This is a genomic window from Streptomyces sp. MB09-02B (assembly GCF_033794485.1).
Classification (GTDB): domain Bacteria; phylum Actinomycetota; class Actinomycetes; order Streptomycetales; family Streptomycetaceae; genus Streptomyces.
On record NZ_JARGEE010000200.1, the window covers coordinates 1 to 16,722 of the forward strand.

Annotated in this window: 14 protein-coding genes; 6 read left to right on the top strand and 8 right to left on the bottom strand. The window is 72.3% G+C overall.

Features of this window, described 5'->3' with window-relative positions:
- Positions 1-220: 220 nt before the first annotated feature.
- The 3 genes from P1P70_RS25555 to lanKC form a co-directional block, all read right to left on the bottom strand.
- A complete protein-coding gene (locus tag P1P70_RS25555; RefSeq protein ID WP_319241627.1) occupies positions 221-2,020 on the bottom strand; it encodes an ABC transporter ATP-binding protein in 1,800 nt (599 codons plus the stop codon).
- Between the two features lie 274 nt (positions 2,021-2,294).
- The gene (locus P1P70_RS25560; protein WP_005483995.1) at positions 2,295-2,411 is read right to left on the bottom strand and encodes a SapB/AmfS family lanthipeptide; all 117 of its coding nucleotides are present in this window, start codon (positions 2,409-2,411) and stop codon (positions 2,295-2,297) included.
- An 87-nt stretch (positions 2,412-2,498) separates the two neighbouring features.
- Positions 2,499-5,231 carry a class III lanthionine synthetase LanKC gene (lanKC, locus tag P1P70_RS25565; RefSeq protein ID WP_319241629.1) on the bottom strand — a complete coding sequence of 911 codons (2,733 nt, stop codon included), beginning with the start codon at positions 5,229-5,231 and terminating at the stop codon, positions 2,499-2,501.
- A 253-nt stretch (positions 5,232-5,484) separates the two neighbouring features.
- On the opposite strand from lanKC, the gene P1P70_RS25570 reads away from it, so the two are divergent.
- Entirely contained in the window at positions 5,485-7,983 is a 2,499-nt protein-coding gene (locus P1P70_RS25570; protein ID WP_319241631.1) for a SpoIIE family protein phosphatase, read from the top strand.
- A 12-nt stretch (positions 7,984-7,995) separates the two neighbouring features.
- Positions 7,996-8,499 (top strand): metallophosphoesterase, encoded by a 504-nt coding sequence (locus tag P1P70_RS25575; protein WP_319241633.1) that lies wholly within the window; start codon positions 7,996-7,998, stop codon positions 8,497-8,499.
- A 49-nt stretch (positions 8,500-8,548) separates the two neighbouring features.
- Here P1P70_RS25575 and P1P70_RS25580 read toward each other — a convergent pair whose 3' ends face one another.
- Positions 8,549-9,658, bottom strand: coding sequence for an XdhC/CoxI family protein (locus P1P70_RS25580; RefSeq protein ID WP_319241635.1), 1,110 nt, complete (start codon positions 9,656-9,658; stop codon positions 8,549-8,551).
- Positions 9,659-9,933: 275 nt separating this feature from the next.
- Between P1P70_RS25580 and P1P70_RS25585 the strand changes: the two genes are divergently transcribed.
- On the top strand, positions 9,934-10,407 hold the full coding sequence (locus tag P1P70_RS25585) for a hypothetical protein (RefSeq protein WP_319241637.1): 474 nt from the start codon (positions 9,934-9,936) through the stop codon (positions 10,405-10,407).
- 72 nt (positions 10,408-10,479) lie between these two features.
- Positions 10,480-10,983, top strand: a complete 504-nt coding sequence (locus P1P70_RS25590) for a hypothetical protein (protein ID WP_319241639.1) — start codon at positions 10,480-10,482, stop codon at positions 10,981-10,983.
- Positions 10,984-11,061: 78 nt separating this feature from the next.
- On the opposite strand, the gene P1P70_RS25595 is transcribed toward P1P70_RS25590, so the two are convergent.
- Together P1P70_RS25595 and P1P70_RS25600 are read right to left on the bottom strand one after the other, a co-directional pair.
- Positions 11,062-11,625, bottom strand: coding sequence for a hypothetical protein (locus tag P1P70_RS25595; protein ID WP_319241641.1), 564 nt, complete (start codon positions 11,623-11,625; stop codon positions 11,062-11,064).
- Positions 11,626-11,698: 73 nt separating this feature from the next.
- Complete coding sequence (locus tag P1P70_RS25600) at positions 11,699-11,938, bottom strand: hypothetical protein (protein ID WP_319241643.1); 240 nt, start codon at positions 11,936-11,938, stop codon at positions 11,699-11,701.
- 283 nt (positions 11,939-12,221) lie between these two features.
- Here P1P70_RS25600 and P1P70_RS25605 point away from each other — a divergent pair, with 283 nt between their 5' ends.
- Complete coding sequence (locus P1P70_RS25605; protein WP_413471543.1) at positions 12,222-14,105, top strand: endoglycosylceramidase; 1,884 nt, start codon at positions 12,222-12,224, stop codon at positions 14,103-14,105.
- Here the strand turns inward: P1P70_RS25605 and P1P70_RS25610 are convergent.
- Positions 14,098-15,378 (bottom strand): PQQ-binding-like beta-propeller repeat protein, encoded by a 1,281-nt coding sequence (locus P1P70_RS25610; protein WP_319241647.1) that lies wholly within the window; start codon positions 15,376-15,378, stop codon positions 14,098-14,100. The genes P1P70_RS25605 and P1P70_RS25610 overlap by 8 nt on opposite strands.
- Positions 15,379-15,552: 174 nt before the next feature.
- On the opposite strand from P1P70_RS25610, the gene P1P70_RS25615 reads away from it, so the two are divergent.
- Positions 15,553-16,218 carry a TetR/AcrR family transcriptional regulator gene (locus P1P70_RS25615; RefSeq protein WP_319241650.1) on the top strand — a complete coding sequence of 222 codons (666 nt, stop codon included), beginning with the start codon at positions 15,553-15,555 and terminating at the stop codon, positions 16,216-16,218.
- A gap of 110 nt (positions 16,219-16,328) precedes the next feature.
- Here P1P70_RS25615 and P1P70_RS25620 read toward each other — a convergent pair.
- Positions 16,329-16,722 (bottom strand): glycosyltransferase (locus P1P70_RS25620; RefSeq protein ID WP_413471544.1); only part of this gene is annotated, 394 nt, incomplete at its 5' end.

Below are 16,722 nucleotides of genomic sequence, written 5' to 3' on the forward strand. Positions count from 1 at the left end.
TTTTTTTTTTTTTTCTTTTTTATTTCAGGTTACAGGTTTTCTTCCTGTTCCGTCGTCTTGTAGTGGGTTAGAAGATGGAACCCGTCGTCGAGAGCCCGGGCGAGGGCGTACCCCAGCAGAAAGGCCTGCCCCGTCTCCAGCACGGACCACAGGGCCAGCCGCGCGACGACCCGCGCCCGTCGCCGGAGGAAACGGAGGCCCCGACGGAGGAGGCCGCCCCTCATCGGCCCCCTCCGCCGGGCGCGGCCTGTGGCACGGTGCCGTCGCGGGTGGCGTCCATCCGGTCCGTGCCGTCCGGTGCCCGCGTCCCGAACAATTCCCGGTACTCCGCCGTCCGCCACAACTCCGTGTGCGGTCCCACCGCCCGCACCCTCCCCCTCTCCAGCCACACCACCGTGTCCGCGCGGGCGGCGGTGGTGACCCGGTGGGCGACGAGCAGACGGCTGCCGCCCGTGGGGGCGCGCAGAAGGGCGTCGGTGATGTCGTGCTCGGTGAGGGTGTCCAGGCTGGAGAGGGCGTCGTCGAGCACGAGGAGACGGCTGTCGCGGGCGAACGCGCGGGCCAGGCCGAGGCGTTGGGCCTCACCACCGGACAGAGGGGCGTCGGCGCAGGGGGTGGCGTAGCCGTCGGGGAGACGGCGGACAAAGCCGTCGGCGTGCGCGGCGCGGGCCGCCTCCCGGATCCGGGCGGGGGAGGGGCGGACCACGCCGAGGGCGATGGTGTCCTCCACCGACTCACCCAGCAGGGCCGGGCGTTCGAAGGCGTGGACGATCGCCCGGCGCAACTGCCGGCGGTCCAGCTCCGGCAGCGGCACCCCGTCGAGCCGTACCTCCCCGTCGTCCGGATCCGTCAGCCGACCGGCCACCGCCGCGAGCAGCGACTTGCCCGCGCCCGACCGGCCCACGACGGCGACCGTGGCACCGGCCGGGACCACCAGATCGACGCGGTCCAACACGGCGCGCCCGCCCCGGCGGACGGTCACGGAGCGCAGCTCCAGCCGCCCCGACCCGGCGGGCGGCAGCGCGCGTTCCCCGTACACGGTCGAGGGCTCGCAACGTAGCTCGTCCAGGCGCTCGGCCGCCGTCCGCGCGCGGACCAGGCCCGAGACCTGCCCGACCAGGACGCCGACGCCCGCGGCCAGTACGGCGTAGCGGGACGCGGCCAGCAACTCGCCCACGGACAGGTGCTGTCGGGTCAGCAGGACTCCGGCGGTGGCCACGACGGAGAGTTGCAGGAGCGGGGCGACGGCGGCCGCCCGGGCGGCGGCGCGGCCCTGGACGTGCCACATGCGGTGCCCCTGGCGGGAGAGTTCCGGCAGGGGGCGCAGGATGCGGGCGACGGTGCGGTCGGCCGTGCCGGCGGCCGCGATCGTACGGTGCCCGGCGACGGCCTCGGCCAGTCCGCCCGCGATACGGCCCTGGGCCCGCTGGTAGCGCGTCACACAGTCGGAGGAGTCCCGCGCGAGGGCGCGCAGCACCAGGGCGAGCAGCGGGGCGCCGATCAGGAAGACCGCCGCGAGCCGGAGGTCGATCAATGCGAGGGCCACCACCGCGCCCAGGGGCCCGGCGAGTGCGGCGACGAGCGCGGCGGCGGTCGCGGGGGCCGTTCCGGCCTGTGCCGCGTTCCCGACGAGCCGGGCCACGAGGTCGCCCGGGCCGAACCGGGTGACGGCCCGTGGCCCCACGGCCAGGACGTGCCGGACCAGTCCGCGGCGCAGCCACGCGGTCGCCCGGGCGTTGGTGGTGCCGGCGAGCACGGTCTCGACCGCGTCGAGGACGGCCGCCGCGAGGACCAGCGCCGCGCACCACGACACCCAGCGCGAGCTGTCCGGGTCACCGGCCAGCAGCAGGTCCAGGGCCCGGCCCAGCGCGATCGGCAGTGACAGGGTCGCGCCCGTCGAGGCCATGGACACGAGGGCCAGGGCCGTGCAACGGGGGCCGGAGTAGCGGACGGTCGAGCGCAGCAGGGGGACGGACCCGGCCGCCGGGCTGCGGGCACCGCCTTCGGAGAGGGTCGTCATACCCGTCCTGACGTGGGACGACCGGCTGGAACGGCCGGATGAGTGACCGATGAAGGACTGGGGCGGGCGATCGACCGAACCGGCCGACCAGGCCGACCGGGCCGGCCGACCAGGCCGACCGGGCCGGCCGACCAGGCCGGCCGAGTGGTCAGACGGATGGGCCCCGGACGGCCCTCCCCGGTCAGGGCAGAGGTACCGTCCGGAGCCGTCGGCGCGACTCAGCCGCCGTGCCGGTCCGACGGGCGTCCCGGGTGGCCCGGACGCCCCGCTCGGATCAGAGGCAGAGCGTGATGCTGGCCGCGCTCACACAGGACAGCACGCTCAGGGAGCTGGGGCCGCCGGTGCCGGTCGTCTCGTCGGCTTCCATCGTCTGCAGGTCGAGAAGTGCCATGTCGATTCCTTTCGATCGATGGCCCGCGAAGGGGCCCTTGTGGGGACGGGGTGGTGCGTCACGACTCCGCCGGACGGCGGAACCGCGTCATAGGGGCCGCCGTCGGAACGGTGGCAGGAACGGAAGGTGCGCCGTGGCGTCGTCGGTGGCGGCGTGGGCCGCGCCGAGTGCCAGCAGGCACCCCGCCGTTCCGGTACCGAGGTCCATGGAGAGCCGCATCAAGTGGTTGCCGGGGAAGGCCAGTTGTCCCTGGTAGGGCATCGAGTGCCAGCCGAGGGCGGCGATCTGCTCCGCCAGCCGCTCGCGCGGGGCACCCGTCCGGGCGAGATGGAGGATCATCCCGGCACGGCCCTCGAACAACCCGGGCTGCGCGTAGAAGCGGTAGGTCGCGGCGGTCAGGACACCCGCCCGGACCCGGGTGAACTCGTCCGTCAGGCGGGCGAATTGATCGTCACCGTCACCGTCACCGTCACCGTCGCTGGCACTGGCACCGATGCCGCCGGTCGCCGCCACGTGGTCGTCGAGCACCATCGCGACACCCACGCTCCCGTCGCCGAGGTACGGCATCGTGCGCCACCCCTCGTCGACGGCCGGCCCGCCGTTCTTCTGCTCGACGAGACACTCCAGGTCCTGCCGCAGCGCCTCGCCCGCAGCGTCGAGCCACACGCGCTCGCCCGTCGCCTCGTACCGGCGCAGCAGGAAGAGAGCGGGTCCGCTCGCGCCGCGCAACAGGCCGGCCCGGCGGCGGGGCGGTGCCGGGCGGGGCTCGGCGAGACGGTGCACGAGGAGGTCGGCCGCCCGCGCCGCGTGGTCGCGCAGCGCGGACTCACCGGTCGTCCGCGCCAGTTCGTCGAGCACCAGTCCGAGCCCGGCGAGCCCACTGCGCAGGTCGGACGAGAGCTTGTGCCACTTCTCGCCGAGGATCTGCTCGACCAGGTCCAGGGCCCGCTCCCGGTGCCCCAGCCGCTCCAGTGTGTGGGCGACGCCCGCGAGACCGTCGTACAGACCGAGCGGAGTGCCGATCGGCACCGGGTCGGTGTGGTCGAGCAGCCAGCGCTCGCCCTCCTCGTAGCGCTCGGCGCCGACCTCCGCGAGCGCGTACAGGACCCCCGCCGCGCCGTGCGCGAGACCGAGGCCGCCACCGTCGGAGAACTGGGCGACGTCGCCGGGGAAGAGCCGGTCGTCGCGCTCCGGCGTCGCGGAGGCCAGGATCGCCTTGACCATGGAGTCCCGGCTGTAGGGCCAGTCGCCGGGCTCGGCGAGGGACCAGCCGGCCGCCACGCCGCCCGCCCCGGCCGCGGGCGCCCGGGTCCGCGTCACCCATGCTGGTGCTGGTGCTGGTGCTGGTGCCGGTGTCGGCCCCGTCGCCCCGATGCCACGGGAGATCTCCGCCACCGCCTCGTCCAGGAAGGCACGCGGCACCTCCGGGAACTGCTCCGCGATCACCGCCGCCAGATGCGCGGCCTTGCCCCGCTCGACCACCAGCAGCGAGGTGACGGGCAGGAACAGCGCGAGGCGCAGACACGCGAGGGCGTAGCGGTCGACGTCCGGGCCCGTGCGGTCCGGGGGCGCGAGGAAGCCGGGGTGGGCGACGACCTGGCGGCCGTTCTCCTCGGCGGGTGCCGCCGCCTCGAAGTCCAGCAGCGACACCGAGTGCTCGTCGGGCGCGACCATGATGTTGAAGACGTGCAGGTCGTTGAAGACGATCCCGCGCGAGTGCACCGCCTCGACCGCCTCCTCGACGGCCCGGTGGACCCGTAACGCCCACGCCGTGTACGCGGCGACCGCGTCCGGTCCGGGGTCCGAGGCGAGCAGCGGGTGCCGTTCGGCGACGTACGAGTTGAGCGGGCGGCCCTCGACGAAGTCCATCACCAGGAAGCGGTGGTCGCCCAGGGTGAACCAGTCACGCACCTCGGGCACCACGCCCAGGCCGGCGAGCCGCTCCAGCGCGGCCTTCTCCCGCCCCAGCCGGGTGACCGCGTCGGCCCCGTCGGCGGCCAGCCCGGCGTGCGGGCGTCCCTCCTTGAGGACCACCCGGCGGCCGTCGCGGGTGTCGGTGCCGACGTACACCCCGCCGCCGTTGGAGAAGTGCAGCGCCTTCTCGATCCGGTACGGCAGCTCGCCGACCGTGGTCGTGTTGCGTGCCGCCAGCTGCGGCTCCAGGAACGCGGGCAGGGTCACCCAGTCGGGGACGTGGAAGGTCGGCTTGCGCTGGTCCGGGACCAGGGTGCCCGCGCCGTCGCGGACGGCCGGGACGAGCGTGCCGCGCTCGTCGACGACGAAGGAGCGGGCGAAGGCGCCGTAGCGGACGTACAGCGGTCCGTCGTTCCAGCGCAGGTCGGTGAGGATGTACGGCCCCTCGAAGCCCTCCAGGAGCGCCCCGAGCTCACGCAGGACGAGGTGCAGCTGCTCCTCGTCGGCCGGGTAGACCGTCACGAACTTGCCGCTGGTGTCGCGGGCCGCGTACTTCGCGTTGCGCAGATGCAGCAGGTGCGGGCCCGGCACGAACTTGAACGGGATCCGCCGAGGCACGCAGTAGTCCCACACGATCGCCGCGATCCGGTCCGCGTTCGCCCGGGTGGCGGAGGCGTGCACCTTCCATCCCTGGGTGGGCCCGGGACGGGGCCGCCCGCCGTCGTCGACCGGGGTCAGCGTCAGCCAGTCCCCGATCCGGGCGGCCCGCCAGCCCTCGGGGACCGGGCGCCCGGCCGTCTCGTAGCCCGGCGCCGCCGTGCCGGCGCGGCCATCGGCCGACAGCCGGTCCGGTGTCTCGTAGAAGTGCCGGTCGGCGAGCGCGTATGCCTCGTACCGCTTGTCCATGCGCGTCCCCCGAGTCGTGTGCCGTCGCCCCCTGGGCCGGGTGAGAACGAGCCTTCCAGCCCGCCCCGGTGCCCGACAGTCACGGCTGTCACCAGTGACCCGTCACGCCTGTCACGTGACCACCGTGCGGAACGCACGCGTAAAGATCTGTTCGGGTTCTTTCGAACCCGGGCGGCCCCCACGGCAGGGCCCCGGCCTCGCCGAACGGTCCCAGGGGCTGCGCGAGCGTCCCGGAAGCGCTGTAATTGCGGACGTGGTCAGTGAGGGCGCTGCGGAACACGGAACGAGGACGCTGCGTGCCGAACTCGCGCTCAAGACGCTCGGCGGCGATCTCGATCCGCACGAGCGCCTGCACGCCATTCTCGAACAGGTGCTCGTGTTCACCAGCGCGACCGTCGCCGCCGTGTACCTCCCGGACGGCGAGGGCGAAGCCCTGTCCCTGACCGCCTCCGCCGGCGTCCCGAGGAACCTGTACGGGCTCTCGGACACCTATCCGGCCTCGGGCACCGCTCCCGTCGCCGAGACGTGCCGTTCGGGCCGCCCGAGCTGGCTCGCCTCCACCGACCTGCAGCGGGACGCAGACGCCGACGTCGACCGGGGCGCCGGCCTCCCCGAGAACGTCGGCCTCCCCGGGCACGCCGACGAACCCGAGGACGCCGACGCCCGCCGTGCCCCGGCCGAGGGCTTCTCCCTGGGCGTGCTGCCGCTGCGCGAGCACGGCTGTCTCGTGGCCGTCGGCGACGGCACGGACGCCTTCGACGCCGAGGACCGGCACTGCCTCGACCTGCTCGCCGAGGCGGCCGCCGGTGCCACCCCCGCCCCGTCCGCCGGGTCCGGAGCCTCGTTCGACCTCGCCATGGACACCGGGCGGGTCGAGGTCGACGACGGGCTGCTGCGGCTGTTCGGCATGGGCCCGGACGATTTCGACGGCCGGGTGGAGACCCTGATCGCGCTGACCGTGCCCGAGGACCTGCCGGCGCTGATGTCCGTCGTGGAGGCGGACCACATGTCCATCGGCGACCGGGAGCTGGAGTTCCGCATCCTGCAGCCCTCCGGCGAGCAGAAGTGGCTCCGGCTGCGCGGCCGGATCCTGCCCGGCGGCGAGCTGCGGCCCGCCCGTCTCGTCGGCACCGTCGCCGACGCCTCCACCCTGCGCACCGGGCGCGGCGACGTGGCCCGCATCCAGCGCCTCGCCGCCGCCCTGGCCACCGCCGGCACCGTCCGGGACGTCAGCCAGGCCGTGGTGACCGCCCTGCGAGAACCGCTCCAGGCCGACCGGATCGCCCTCGCCGAGCTGGAGGGCGACCGTCTGGTCGTCACCGTCCTCGATCCGCCGCAGCCCGAGGTCTGGCCCGAGGTGTGGCGCTCCGAATGGCGCTCCGAGTGGCCGGACGCGCCCGTGCGGACCATGCCGACCCTCGCCACCGCGCTGCGCGAGGGACGCGCCGGGATCTGGCCCGCCGGGGCCGATCTGGAGCCGGCCCTCGCCGACGTCGGCCCCGGCGGCCTCGCCGTCCTCCCGCTGCCCGCCGGCGGCCGCATGGCCGGGGCCTGTCTGATCGGCTGGGACAACCCCCATGACTTCGGCCCCGAGGAACGTGCCCTGCTCACCGCCGCCTCGGGTCTGGCCGGGCAGGCCCTGATGCGGGCCCACGCCTTCGACGCCGAGCACGAACTCGTCGGCATGCTCCAGCGCACCCTGCTCCCGCGTCGGCTGCCCCAGCTGGCCGGCGCGGTCGCCGTCGCCCGCTATCTGCCCACCACCGCCGGTCTGGAGGTCGGCGGCGACTGGTACGACGTGATCCCGCTGCCCGACAACCACGTGGCCCTCGTCATCGGCGACGTCCAGGGCCACAACGCGGGCGCCGCCACCCTGATGGGCCAGATGCGCACCGCGCTGCGCGCGTACGCCGTCGAGGGGCACCCCCCGGACGTCGTCGTCTCGCACGCCAACCGGCTCCTCATGGACATGGAGACCGACCTGTTCGCCACCTGCTGCTACGTCGACATCGACATGGAGGAGGGCTCCGCCTGGTACGTCCGCGCCGGCCACATCCCGCCGGTGCTGCGTCACCCGAACGGCAGCACCGAGATCAGCGAGGCCGAGGGCGGCCCGCCGCTCGGCGTCGTGATGCAGGCCGACTTCCCGATGAGCCCCCTGCGGCTGACCCCCGGCACCCTGCTGGCCCTCACCACGGACGGCCTCGTGGAGTCCGCCGACGTCGACGTCGAGGACGGGCTCGACCAGCTCGCCGCCGACCTGTCGGCCGCCGACCCCGCGCACCTGGGCGTGGTCGCCGACACCCTGCTCGGCGGCGCCAACCGTGACGACGACGTGGCCCTGCTCCTCGTCCGTTACGACGGCATGGCCCTGCGCCCCCAGCGCGAGAACTGGAGCGTGTGGCGCGTCCCCCAGGCGGTCGGCCAGGCCCGCCGCTACACCCGCCGCGTCCTGCGCCGCTGGGGCGTCGACTCCATGGCCGACAGCGTGCTCCTCGTGGTGTCCGAACTGGTCACCAACGCCCTCGTGCACACCGACGGCCGGGTCCGCCTCGACCTCACCCTGCTGGCCGACCGTCTCCGCGTCTCCGTCGCCGACTCCTCCCCCCGCACCCCGATCAAACCCACCGTCATCGGCTGGGAGGCCACCGGCGGCCGCGGCATCCTCCTCGTCGAGGCCATGTCCACCGCCTGGGGCACGGTGCCCGTCAGCGGCGGAAAGCAGGTGTGGGCGGAGATCCCCATCGAGTGACACGCTGGCCGGGTGCGCCTGTTGCTCCTCTCCGACACCCATCTGCCCAAGCGCGCGAAAGCGCTGCCCGCCCCACTCCTCGCGGAACTGCCGCGCGCCGACGTGGTCGTGCACGCCGGCGACTGGGTGGACGAGGACACCCTCGACCTCCTCCAGGCCCGCTCACGGCGGCTGGTCGCCGTGTACGGCAACAACGACGGCCCCGGCCTGCGCGCCCGCCTCCCCGAGGTGGCCCGCGCCGAACTGGCCGGGCTGCGCCTCGCCGTCGTCCACGAGACCGGCCCCGCCCAGGGCCGCGAACCCCGCTGCGCCGCCCGCTTCCCCGACACCGACGTGCTCGTCTTCGGCCACAGTCACATCCCCTGGGACACGACCACCTCCACCGGCCTGCGCCTGCTCAACCCCGGCTCACCGACCGACCGCCGCAGACAGCCCCACTGCACGTACATGACGGCGACGGTCGCGGACGGCGCCCTGACGGAGGTGCGCCTGCACCGACTACCGCCCAGGACCTGAGCCGGGCCCCGCCACCCCCTCACCGGGACCGTGCCGCCCCGCCACCCCCTCACCGGGGCGGGGCCGGCGGATGGATCACCCCGGTCGTCGCCGACAGCGGCACCCCGCTGCCGCCCCACCTCAGCGCGACGATCTCCGCCGCCACGGACACCGCCACCTCCTCCGGCGTACGGGCACCGAGGTCCAGGCCTACCGGAGAGCGCAGCCGAGCCAGTTCGGCCGTGCCGAGCCCGGCCTCCCGCAGCCGCCGGGCGCGGTCCTCGTGCGTCCGGCGGCTCCCCATCGCCCCGATGTACGCGGCCGGCCGGCGCAACGCCTCCTGAAGGAGCGGCACGTCGAACTTGGGATCGTGGGTGAGCACACAGACGACCGTGCGGTCGTCTGTGGCGGTGGCCCGCAGATAGCGGTGCGGCCAGTCGACGACCACCTCCACGGTGGCGGGGAAGCGTTTCGGGGTGGCGAAGACCGGGCGGGCGTCACACACGGTGACCCGGTACCCGAGGAAGTCACCGATACGGGCCACCGCCGCCGCGTAGTCGATGGCGCCGAAGACCAGCATGCGGGGCGGCGGCGCGAACGAGTACAGGAAGACGGCGACCGAGTCCTCACGCCGCTCGCCGTGCGGGCCGTAGTGCCGCGTTCCGGTGACGCCCTGGGCCAGCTCCCCGCGCGCGTCGGCGGTGACCGCGGCGTCCAGGCCCGCCGTGCCGAGGGTGCCGAGGGTCCTGTCCGGCCACACGGCCAGCGTGGCGCCGCGCCGTCCCGGGCCGCCGATCACGCTCGCCACCGTCACCGGGTCCCCGGCCTCCACCGTCTCGACGACCTGCCCGAACGACGGGTCCTCGGCCGCCGTCACCCTGCGCACCAGGAGCGTGATCTCCCCGCCACAGGTCAGCCCGACCGCGAACGCGTCGTCGTCGCTGTACCCGAAGGTCGCCGACCGTGCCTCGCCGGATGCCGTGACCTCCTTGGCCAGCTCGAAGACCGCACCCTCCACACAGCCGCCCGACACACTGCCCACGACCTCGTCGCCAGGGCCGACCGCCATGGCCGCCCCCGGATCGCGCGGCGCGCTCCGGCTGACCGCGACGACGGTGGCGAGACCGAAGGGGGCGCCCGCCGCGTACCACTCGCCGAGCGCCGGGAGGATCTCACGCATCGCCCGCTCCTCTCGCCTTCCCGGCGGTTCCCCCTCCATCCAAGTACGACGTCCGGGGAACGGCACACCGACAGGTCGCCCCTGCCGATGCGGGCCGGCCCGGGGGCGGTAGGCCCCCAGGCGCTGACGCCCATAGGGATGAAGGGCCGGGCCCCTGTTCGGGTGGCCTGTGCCGCCCGCCGGGCCAGGCGCATTGCCATGCGGGGCCCCGGTACATGAAATGACCATGCTTTCTTAGTCCGACCACCCACCGTCACACACACCTGGGAGGATGCATGCCCTCTGCCACTGCCCGCAGCGCCGTGACCCTCGGCGCCCTGGCCGCAGCCCTCACCACGTCGCTCTCCGCGCCGGCCGCGGCGGACGCCGGGGACGAGGACGTCGTACGGGTCAAGCTCGTCGGCCTCGCCGCGTACGACACGGCCGCCGCGCACACCGAGCCGGGCGACAGCTGGACCACGTATCTGCAGTTGCACGACCCCAAGGGCAAGTACGTCGGCGACGGCGGCTCGCGCTGCACCCTCGTCGAGGCGGCCCCCCACCGGTCCACCGCGCAGTGCACGCGGGTGCTGCGCCTCAAGGGCGGGGAGATCACCCTCCACGACATGATCAGCCGCAAGGGCCACGAGCCCGTCACGGCCAAGACCTCCATCGCCGGCGGCACGGGCGTCTACAACGACGCCGAGGGCGAGGGCTACATCACCCTGGAGCGCAAGCGCGTCGTCTTCGACCTCTACGTCGATGACTGACCCCCACCCACGCGCCGGCGGCACGTCGGCCGTTCCGCCGCCCGAGTGCACCTTGTCCGACCTGGAGGTTCTGTGATCACATCGGCTGTCCGCGGGGTGGTCGTCACCGCCCTCACCAGCACGCTCGTCCTTCTTCCGACGTCGGCGCAGGCCGAGCAGAAGGACCAGGACAACGACATCGAGAAGGTCGAGCTCGTCGGCATCAACCGGGTCGCCACCTGGCCGTCCCTGGACGGTGTGGTCGGCAGTACCTGGACCACTCCGCTGGACCTGTACACCAAGCACCAGGCCAAGAAGTCGGCCAAGCCGAAGCTGCGGTACGCCGGTGACGGCGAGTCGGAGTGCGACGTCGTCCAGGCCCGGGCCCAGGCGGTGACCGCCCAGTGCACCCGCGTGCTGCGCCTGAAGAAGGGCACGCTGACCCTCAGCGACATGGTCGACTACCGGCCGCTGCAGCGCGTCACGGCCAAGACCGCCATCGTCGGCGGCACCGGCCACTACCGCTCCGCCTACGGAGACGGCTACATCACCCTGGACGGGCACCGGACCCACATCGTGCTCAACGTCGACGAGTGACACGGGGCTGAACCGACGACCGGTGCGGGAGACGCGGTACGCGTCTCCCGCACCGGTGCCGTTCGGTCCGGGCCGTCCTCAGTCGTTCACGCCGGAGGTCTTCTCGATGAGGCGGGTGAACACGATGAGCGCGCCCAGAGCGGGCAGCAGGCCGGCCAGGGTCCACAGGACGCAGAAGCCCGCCGCCGCACACACCGTCATGAGCAGCAGCGTGGGCGCGTCCTCGGAGATCCCGGCCATCAGCAGCAGGAACACGATGGACAGGATCCCCATGGCGATGATGGTGAAGAACGGCCACAGGTAGTTGACGACGGGCAGGAGGCGGGCCTTCCGCGCCTTGCGCAGAAAGGTGTTGTCGCAGGCGCGGGTGATCATCGCCAGGACGGCGAACACGGACCCGATGATGACGCCCACCATGGAGACGGCGACGCCCAGCACCTCGTCCATCGGCAGGTCGTCGTCGTGCCCGATCCAGGCGCCCCCGAGACCGCCGAGCGTCGCCGACACCGGTTCCCCCCACCACCAGCTCCGCAGGCTCACGTGGACGACCCCCATGAACTCCTTGAAGTACTTGTTCCCCGTGGTGCGTCCCGCGGGCTCCTCGGGGGAGGAGCCGGTGTCGGTCCGCGGTTCTGTGCCCATGCAAGCCCAGCCCGATGGTGGTCCGTCTCGCCGAGCCCTTCACCCGCGGCTCGGCCTCTGTCGCGTCACTTCGTCATGGGCCGGGCAGGAGGTCGTCACCGCCCTCCTGGCGTCTCTCCGCCTCCACGGCCGCCTCGTATATGCCCATGTCCCGTATCGCGTCGTAGAGCGACGCGCAGCGCTCGTTCCGCGTGTCCGGGCGTTTCTCCGCCTCCGGTGCCTCGAGGCGGTCGAGACGGCGCAGGGCACTTCTGGGGTCGAAGTCGCGCGTGCCTGGCTTGTGTTCGCGGAGCTCGCGAAAAGAGCTGTTCACCGCTCGTACCGCCTTTCGTGTGCGTCGGACGGACTACGGAACAAAAAGGCTCAAACTGCGCTCAACCATAGGCCGGTTCCGTCGACAGGGCCCTTCGTGGTGACGTTCGGGTGAACATCGGCCGAACTCCACAGGGGTCCCCGCGGTCGGCGTGCAAGCCCCGCGTGGTCGCGCGAGGGCAAAAGAATCAGTCGTGGCGGGTGAACTCTCCTGCGAAAACGGGTACTTACTCGTGCGTCAGTTGCTATTGACGGCTCGCCTGCCGATTGGGACGGTAGTGCACATGTCGAATGTGGCGGACATGTCAAGATTGCGCACTCGTCTGCTCGGTGTCCTGGTACTCGTCACCGGCTTCCTGACCACGGCGGGCTCCACCCAGCCCGCCTCCGCTCTCACTGACGAACTCTGGTTCGACGCCCCGGCCGCTGCCACCCTCACGGTCGACGGCGGCACCTTCAAGGACGGCCTCGGCCGCGAGGTCGTCCTGCGCGGCTACAACGTCTCGGGTGAGACGAAACTCAAGGAGAACAACGGTCTGCCCTTCGCCTCGGTGGCCGACGCGAAGAAGTCGGCGACCGCGCTCAGGGCGCTCGGCGGCGGCAACTCCGTCCGCTTCCTGCTCTCCTGGGCGTACGCGGAACCGGTGCGCGGGCAGGTGAGCTCCTCCTACCTGGCGGCGGCCACCGCCCAGATGGGCGCCTTCCTGGACGCCGGGATCAAGGTCTACCCCGACTTCCACCAGGACCTGTACTCCCGCTGGCTGTTCGACTCCGACAGCTGGTACACCGGCGACGGCGCCCCCAAGTGGGCCGTCGACCTCGGCGACTACCCCGACGAGTACTGCGGGATCTGCCCGTTCTGGGGCCAGAACATCACCTCCAACGCGGCCGTCACGGAGGCGACGTACGACTTCTGGCACAACACCTACGGGCTCCAGGACTCCTTCCTGGACACCGCGCAGAAGACGATGACGTACATGAAGGCGAACCTCACGGCCGCCCAGTTCCAGGGCGTCGTCGGCTTCGACCCGTGGAACGAGCCGCATCCCGGGAAGCTCGACTCCGGGCAGACCAGCCGGACGTGGGAGAAGGACGTCCTGTGGCCGTTCTACGTCAAGTTCCGCGCCCGGATGGACTCGGCGGGCTGGCACTCCAAGCCGGCGTTCGTCGAGCCGAACCTCTTCTGGAACGCCAACATCGACTTCCAGAAGCAGGAGGGCGGACTCCTCGACGCGGGCACGCTGGGGTCGCGCTACGTCTTCAACACCCACTTCTACGACCAGAAGGCGATCTCCGGCGTCTTCATGTGGGGCAAGGCGGAGAACGGCCAGTACGTGAACGACTTCGGGACCGTGCGTGACCGGGCCACCGCCGGCGGCACCACGGCCATCGTCAGCGAGTTCGGACACCCGCTCAGCGGCTCGGTCTCCGACAAGGCGCCCACGGTCTACAAGGCCATGTACCAGGCGCTGGACTCCCGGGTGAAGGGCGTCGACTGGTGGTCGAACCCGGCCGCCTCCGGCCCGGTCCTCTCCGGCTCCCAGTGGCAGTGGGACATCTACTGGGGCCGCCACCACGAGCTGATGAACGACAACCCCGACAAGGTGCAGGCCGAGGCCGACGGCTGGAACGGGGAGGACCTCTCCGCCGTACGCCTCGACGACTCCGGCACGGCCGTGCTCCGGCAGGACGCCCGGATGCTGGACCGGATCTACCCGAGCGCCACGGCGGGCAGGACGGTCGCCTTCACCTACGAGGACCGCTCGCGCGACGGCTCCACCACGCTCACCTGGAACCCGGTGCCCAGCTCCCTGCCGAACGTCTCCTCGCTCGTCGGCTCCGGCCAGTACTCCCTGCTGGTCTGGCGCTCCGACGGCAGCACGGAGCCGACCGAACTGCACCTCCCGGCGTCCTTCCCCACCGCGTCCACCACGGTGGTGTCCGACCTCGGGGTGACGGCGGCGCCGCCGGCGTACACCACGTCCACACCGATCGCCGCCGCCCGCGAACCCGGCGGCACCGGCAGCCGCCGTCTCCTCCTCACCGCCGCCGACTCGGGCAAGCTGCACTACGCCCTGGTCACCAACGGCGCGACAGCCCCGTCCGCCACGCAACTGAGCGCGGCACGGACGGAGCTGTCGAACTGGCTGACCACCAGGTTCAGTTAGCCGAGGGTCCGGTCCAGTCGGCGGGCACCTGTGCCACGCGCACCCGCTGGGGGTGGTCGCCGACTGCGACGGACACGGTCTTCTTGCCGGTGGCGAAGTCGATCGCCGTGACCTGGTCGGCGCCGCTCTCGGAGACCACACAGGACTTGCCGTCACCGCTGACGGTCGACCAGTACGGCTTGGAGACGGGGACCAGTGGGCCCTCCTGGAGGGTCGCGCGGTCCACGACGGTCGCGTAGTCGTCCATCGTGCCCGCGACGCACAGCTTGGTGCCGTCCGGCTTCATCGTCAGACCGTGGTGGCGGGAGTCGTTGACGAAGGTGGTGCGGTCGTCACTGACCCCGGGGGACTTCGGCAGGGTCTTGGTACGCGTGATCTTGTCGGTGGCGATGTCGTACTCGAAGAAGCCGTTGAAGAACGACACCTGGAAGTACAGCTTCGTCTCGTCCGGCGAGAACGCGGCGGGACGGACCGCGTCCGAGTAGTCCCTCAGCCCGATGGCGTTGAGCCGCTCCCGCATGTCGATCACCTTCACCTGCTGGAAGGTGTTCGCGTCGGCGACCGTGATCTTCCGGTCGCCCTTCGTCCAGTCCAGCCAGGGCGCGTCGGTCTGGGTGTTGACGTCCCCGATCGCCATGTTCCAGATGTACTTGCCGTCCTTGGTGAAGATGTTCTCGTGCGGCTTGTCGCCGGTCTTGAACGAGCCGACCTGCTTGCCGGTGACGATGTCCAGGACGTGCACGGTGTTGCCGGTCGACGCCGACACCGCCACGCGCTTGCCGTCGGGGGAGACCGCCATGTGGTCGGAGCGGTAACCCGACACGGGGAAGCGCCAGTTGACGGCGCCGGTCCTGATGTCGATGGAGACCACGTCGGCGAAGCTCGGGCGGGAGACGACCATCGACGAGCCGTCCGGCGTGGAGTACATGTCGTCCACGTACTGGTCGTGGCCCTCGCCCACACTGTTCCGGATCGTCATGTAGGCGATCCACCGGATCGGATCGGCGTTGATCTCCGCCATCCGGGCGTCCTTGTCGGGGATGACGTTGATCCGGCCGATCTTGGCGAAGTCGCCGGAGGCCTTGATGACATCCGCGGTGCCCTCCCAGTTGTTGCCCACGAACATCACCTCCCGCAGGTCGGCGGCGGCGCTCGCCGGGGTCGCGCTCGCCGGGATCGCGGTCGCCGCGGCGGACGTGGTCAGCGCGAGCGCGACGGCGACGGCACCGAGGTGCCGGTTCCTGCGACTACGGGGGGTGGGGGAGAGGGGCATGTCGGATCCTCCTGCGCGGGCGGAGTCTGAACACACCTGTGTTCAGAGCAGACTTACTGGAAAGTAAGGAACGGTCCCGCTTCACCACAAGACCAGGGACACGACAAAATCGAGCGACGGCCGCATCGGCTGTCGTACGGGTGAGGTCCGTGAGGTTCCGTCGGGAGGAGAAACGTGTCGGGCAGGCTCAAACAGCCCACCGGCCGTTACGGGGGCAGATCCGCGGCGGAGCGCCGGGCTGAGCGCCGCAACCGCTTCCTCGACGCGGGGCTGCAGCTCTTCGGTGACAGCCCCGGCTTCCGGGGGACCACGATCGCGGCGCTCAGCGAGGCCGCCGGGTTGTCGACCCGCCAGTTCTACGAGGAGTTCCACAGCCTGGAGGACGTGCTGGCCGCCCTCCACCTGCGGGTCAACGACTGGGCCGAGGAGGCCGCGTTCACCGGACTGGCCACGGCGGAGGGGCGGCCGATCGCCGAGCGGGCCACCGCGGCGTTCCTCGCCTACGCCGCCAATGTCACCGGCGACCCGCGCCGACTGCGCATCACCTTCACCGAGATCGTCGGCGTCAGTCCCCGTCTGGAACGCCAGCGCCTCGAACGGCGCGCCCGCTGGATCGACTTCATCTGCGCCGAGGCCGACGCGGCGGCGGAGCGCGGCGAGGCGGTCCGCCGCGACTACCGCATCGCCGCCACCGCCTTCATCGGCAGTGTCAACGGGCTCCTCCACGACTGGCAGGCCGGCTGGGTCGAGGCCCCCCTCGACGAGGTGGTCGACGAACTGGTCCGCCTGCTGCTGGGGATACTGCGACCGGCGGGATGGAGACCGGGGGAGGGGGAGTGACGGAACGGTAGGGGACGGCAGGGTGGTTCTTCGGGTGCGGGTCCGGTGGGGGCTTGTCGCGCAGTTCCCCGCGCCCCTGAAAAGCAGGGGCTGCGCCCCGTGCTTTTCATTCAGCCCGCCAGTCGGTTCACCGCCGTCAGGACCGGGGCCACTCCGTCCTCCGTGCGCAACTCATCGGCCAGGGCGCGGGCGCGGCGGCCGTACGACGGGTCGGTGGTCGCCCGGCGCAGGGCGGACGTGAGGGCGGCGGCGGTGAAGCCGCGCAGCGGGACGGCGGCCGGGGCCACCCCGAGCGCGACCAGCCGGGCCGCCCAGAACCCCTCGTCGAACTGCACCGGCACCGGCACCGCCGGGACCCCGGCGCGCAGGCCGGCTCCCGTCGTGCCCGCGCCCGCGTGGTGCACGACGGCCGCCGTCCTCGGGAAGAGCAGCGAGTGCGGCACCTCGCCCACGGTGAACATGTCGTCACCCTCGCCCCGCAGTTCGCCCCACCCCCGCTGGATC

Bases quoted from the DNA above. Each gene is read 5' to 3' on its own strand.
- P1P70_RS25555 (WP_319241627.1), bottom strand. From the start codon at position 2,020: ATGACGACCCTCTCCGAAGGCGGTGCCCGCAGCCCGGCGGCCGGGTCC.
- P1P70_RS25560 (WP_005483995.1), bottom strand. From the start codon at position 2,411: ATGGCACTTCTCGACCTGCAGACGATGGAAGCCGACGAGACGACCGGC.
- lanKC (WP_319241629.1), bottom strand. From the start codon at position 5,231: ATGGACAAGCGGTACGAGGCATACGCGCTCGCCGACCGGCACTTCTAC.
- P1P70_RS25580 (WP_319241635.1), bottom strand. From the start codon at position 9,658: ATGCGTGAGATCCTCCCGGCGCTCGGCGAGTGGTACGCGGCGGGCGCC.
- P1P70_RS25585 (WP_319241637.1), top strand. From the start codon at position 9,934: ATGCCCTCTGCCACTGCCCGCAGCGCCGTGACCCTCGGCGCCCTGGCC.
- P1P70_RS25595 (WP_319241641.1), bottom strand. From the start codon at position 11,625: ATGGGCACAGAACCGCGGACCGACACCGGCTCCTCCCCCGAGGAGCCC.
- P1P70_RS25605 (WP_413471543.1), top strand. From the start codon at position 12,222: ATGTCGAATGTGGCGGACATGTCAAGATTGCGCACTCGTCTGCTCGGT.
- P1P70_RS25610 (WP_319241647.1), bottom strand. From the start codon at position 15,378: ATGCCCCTCTCCCCCACCCCCCGTAGTCGCAGGAACCGGCACCTCGGT.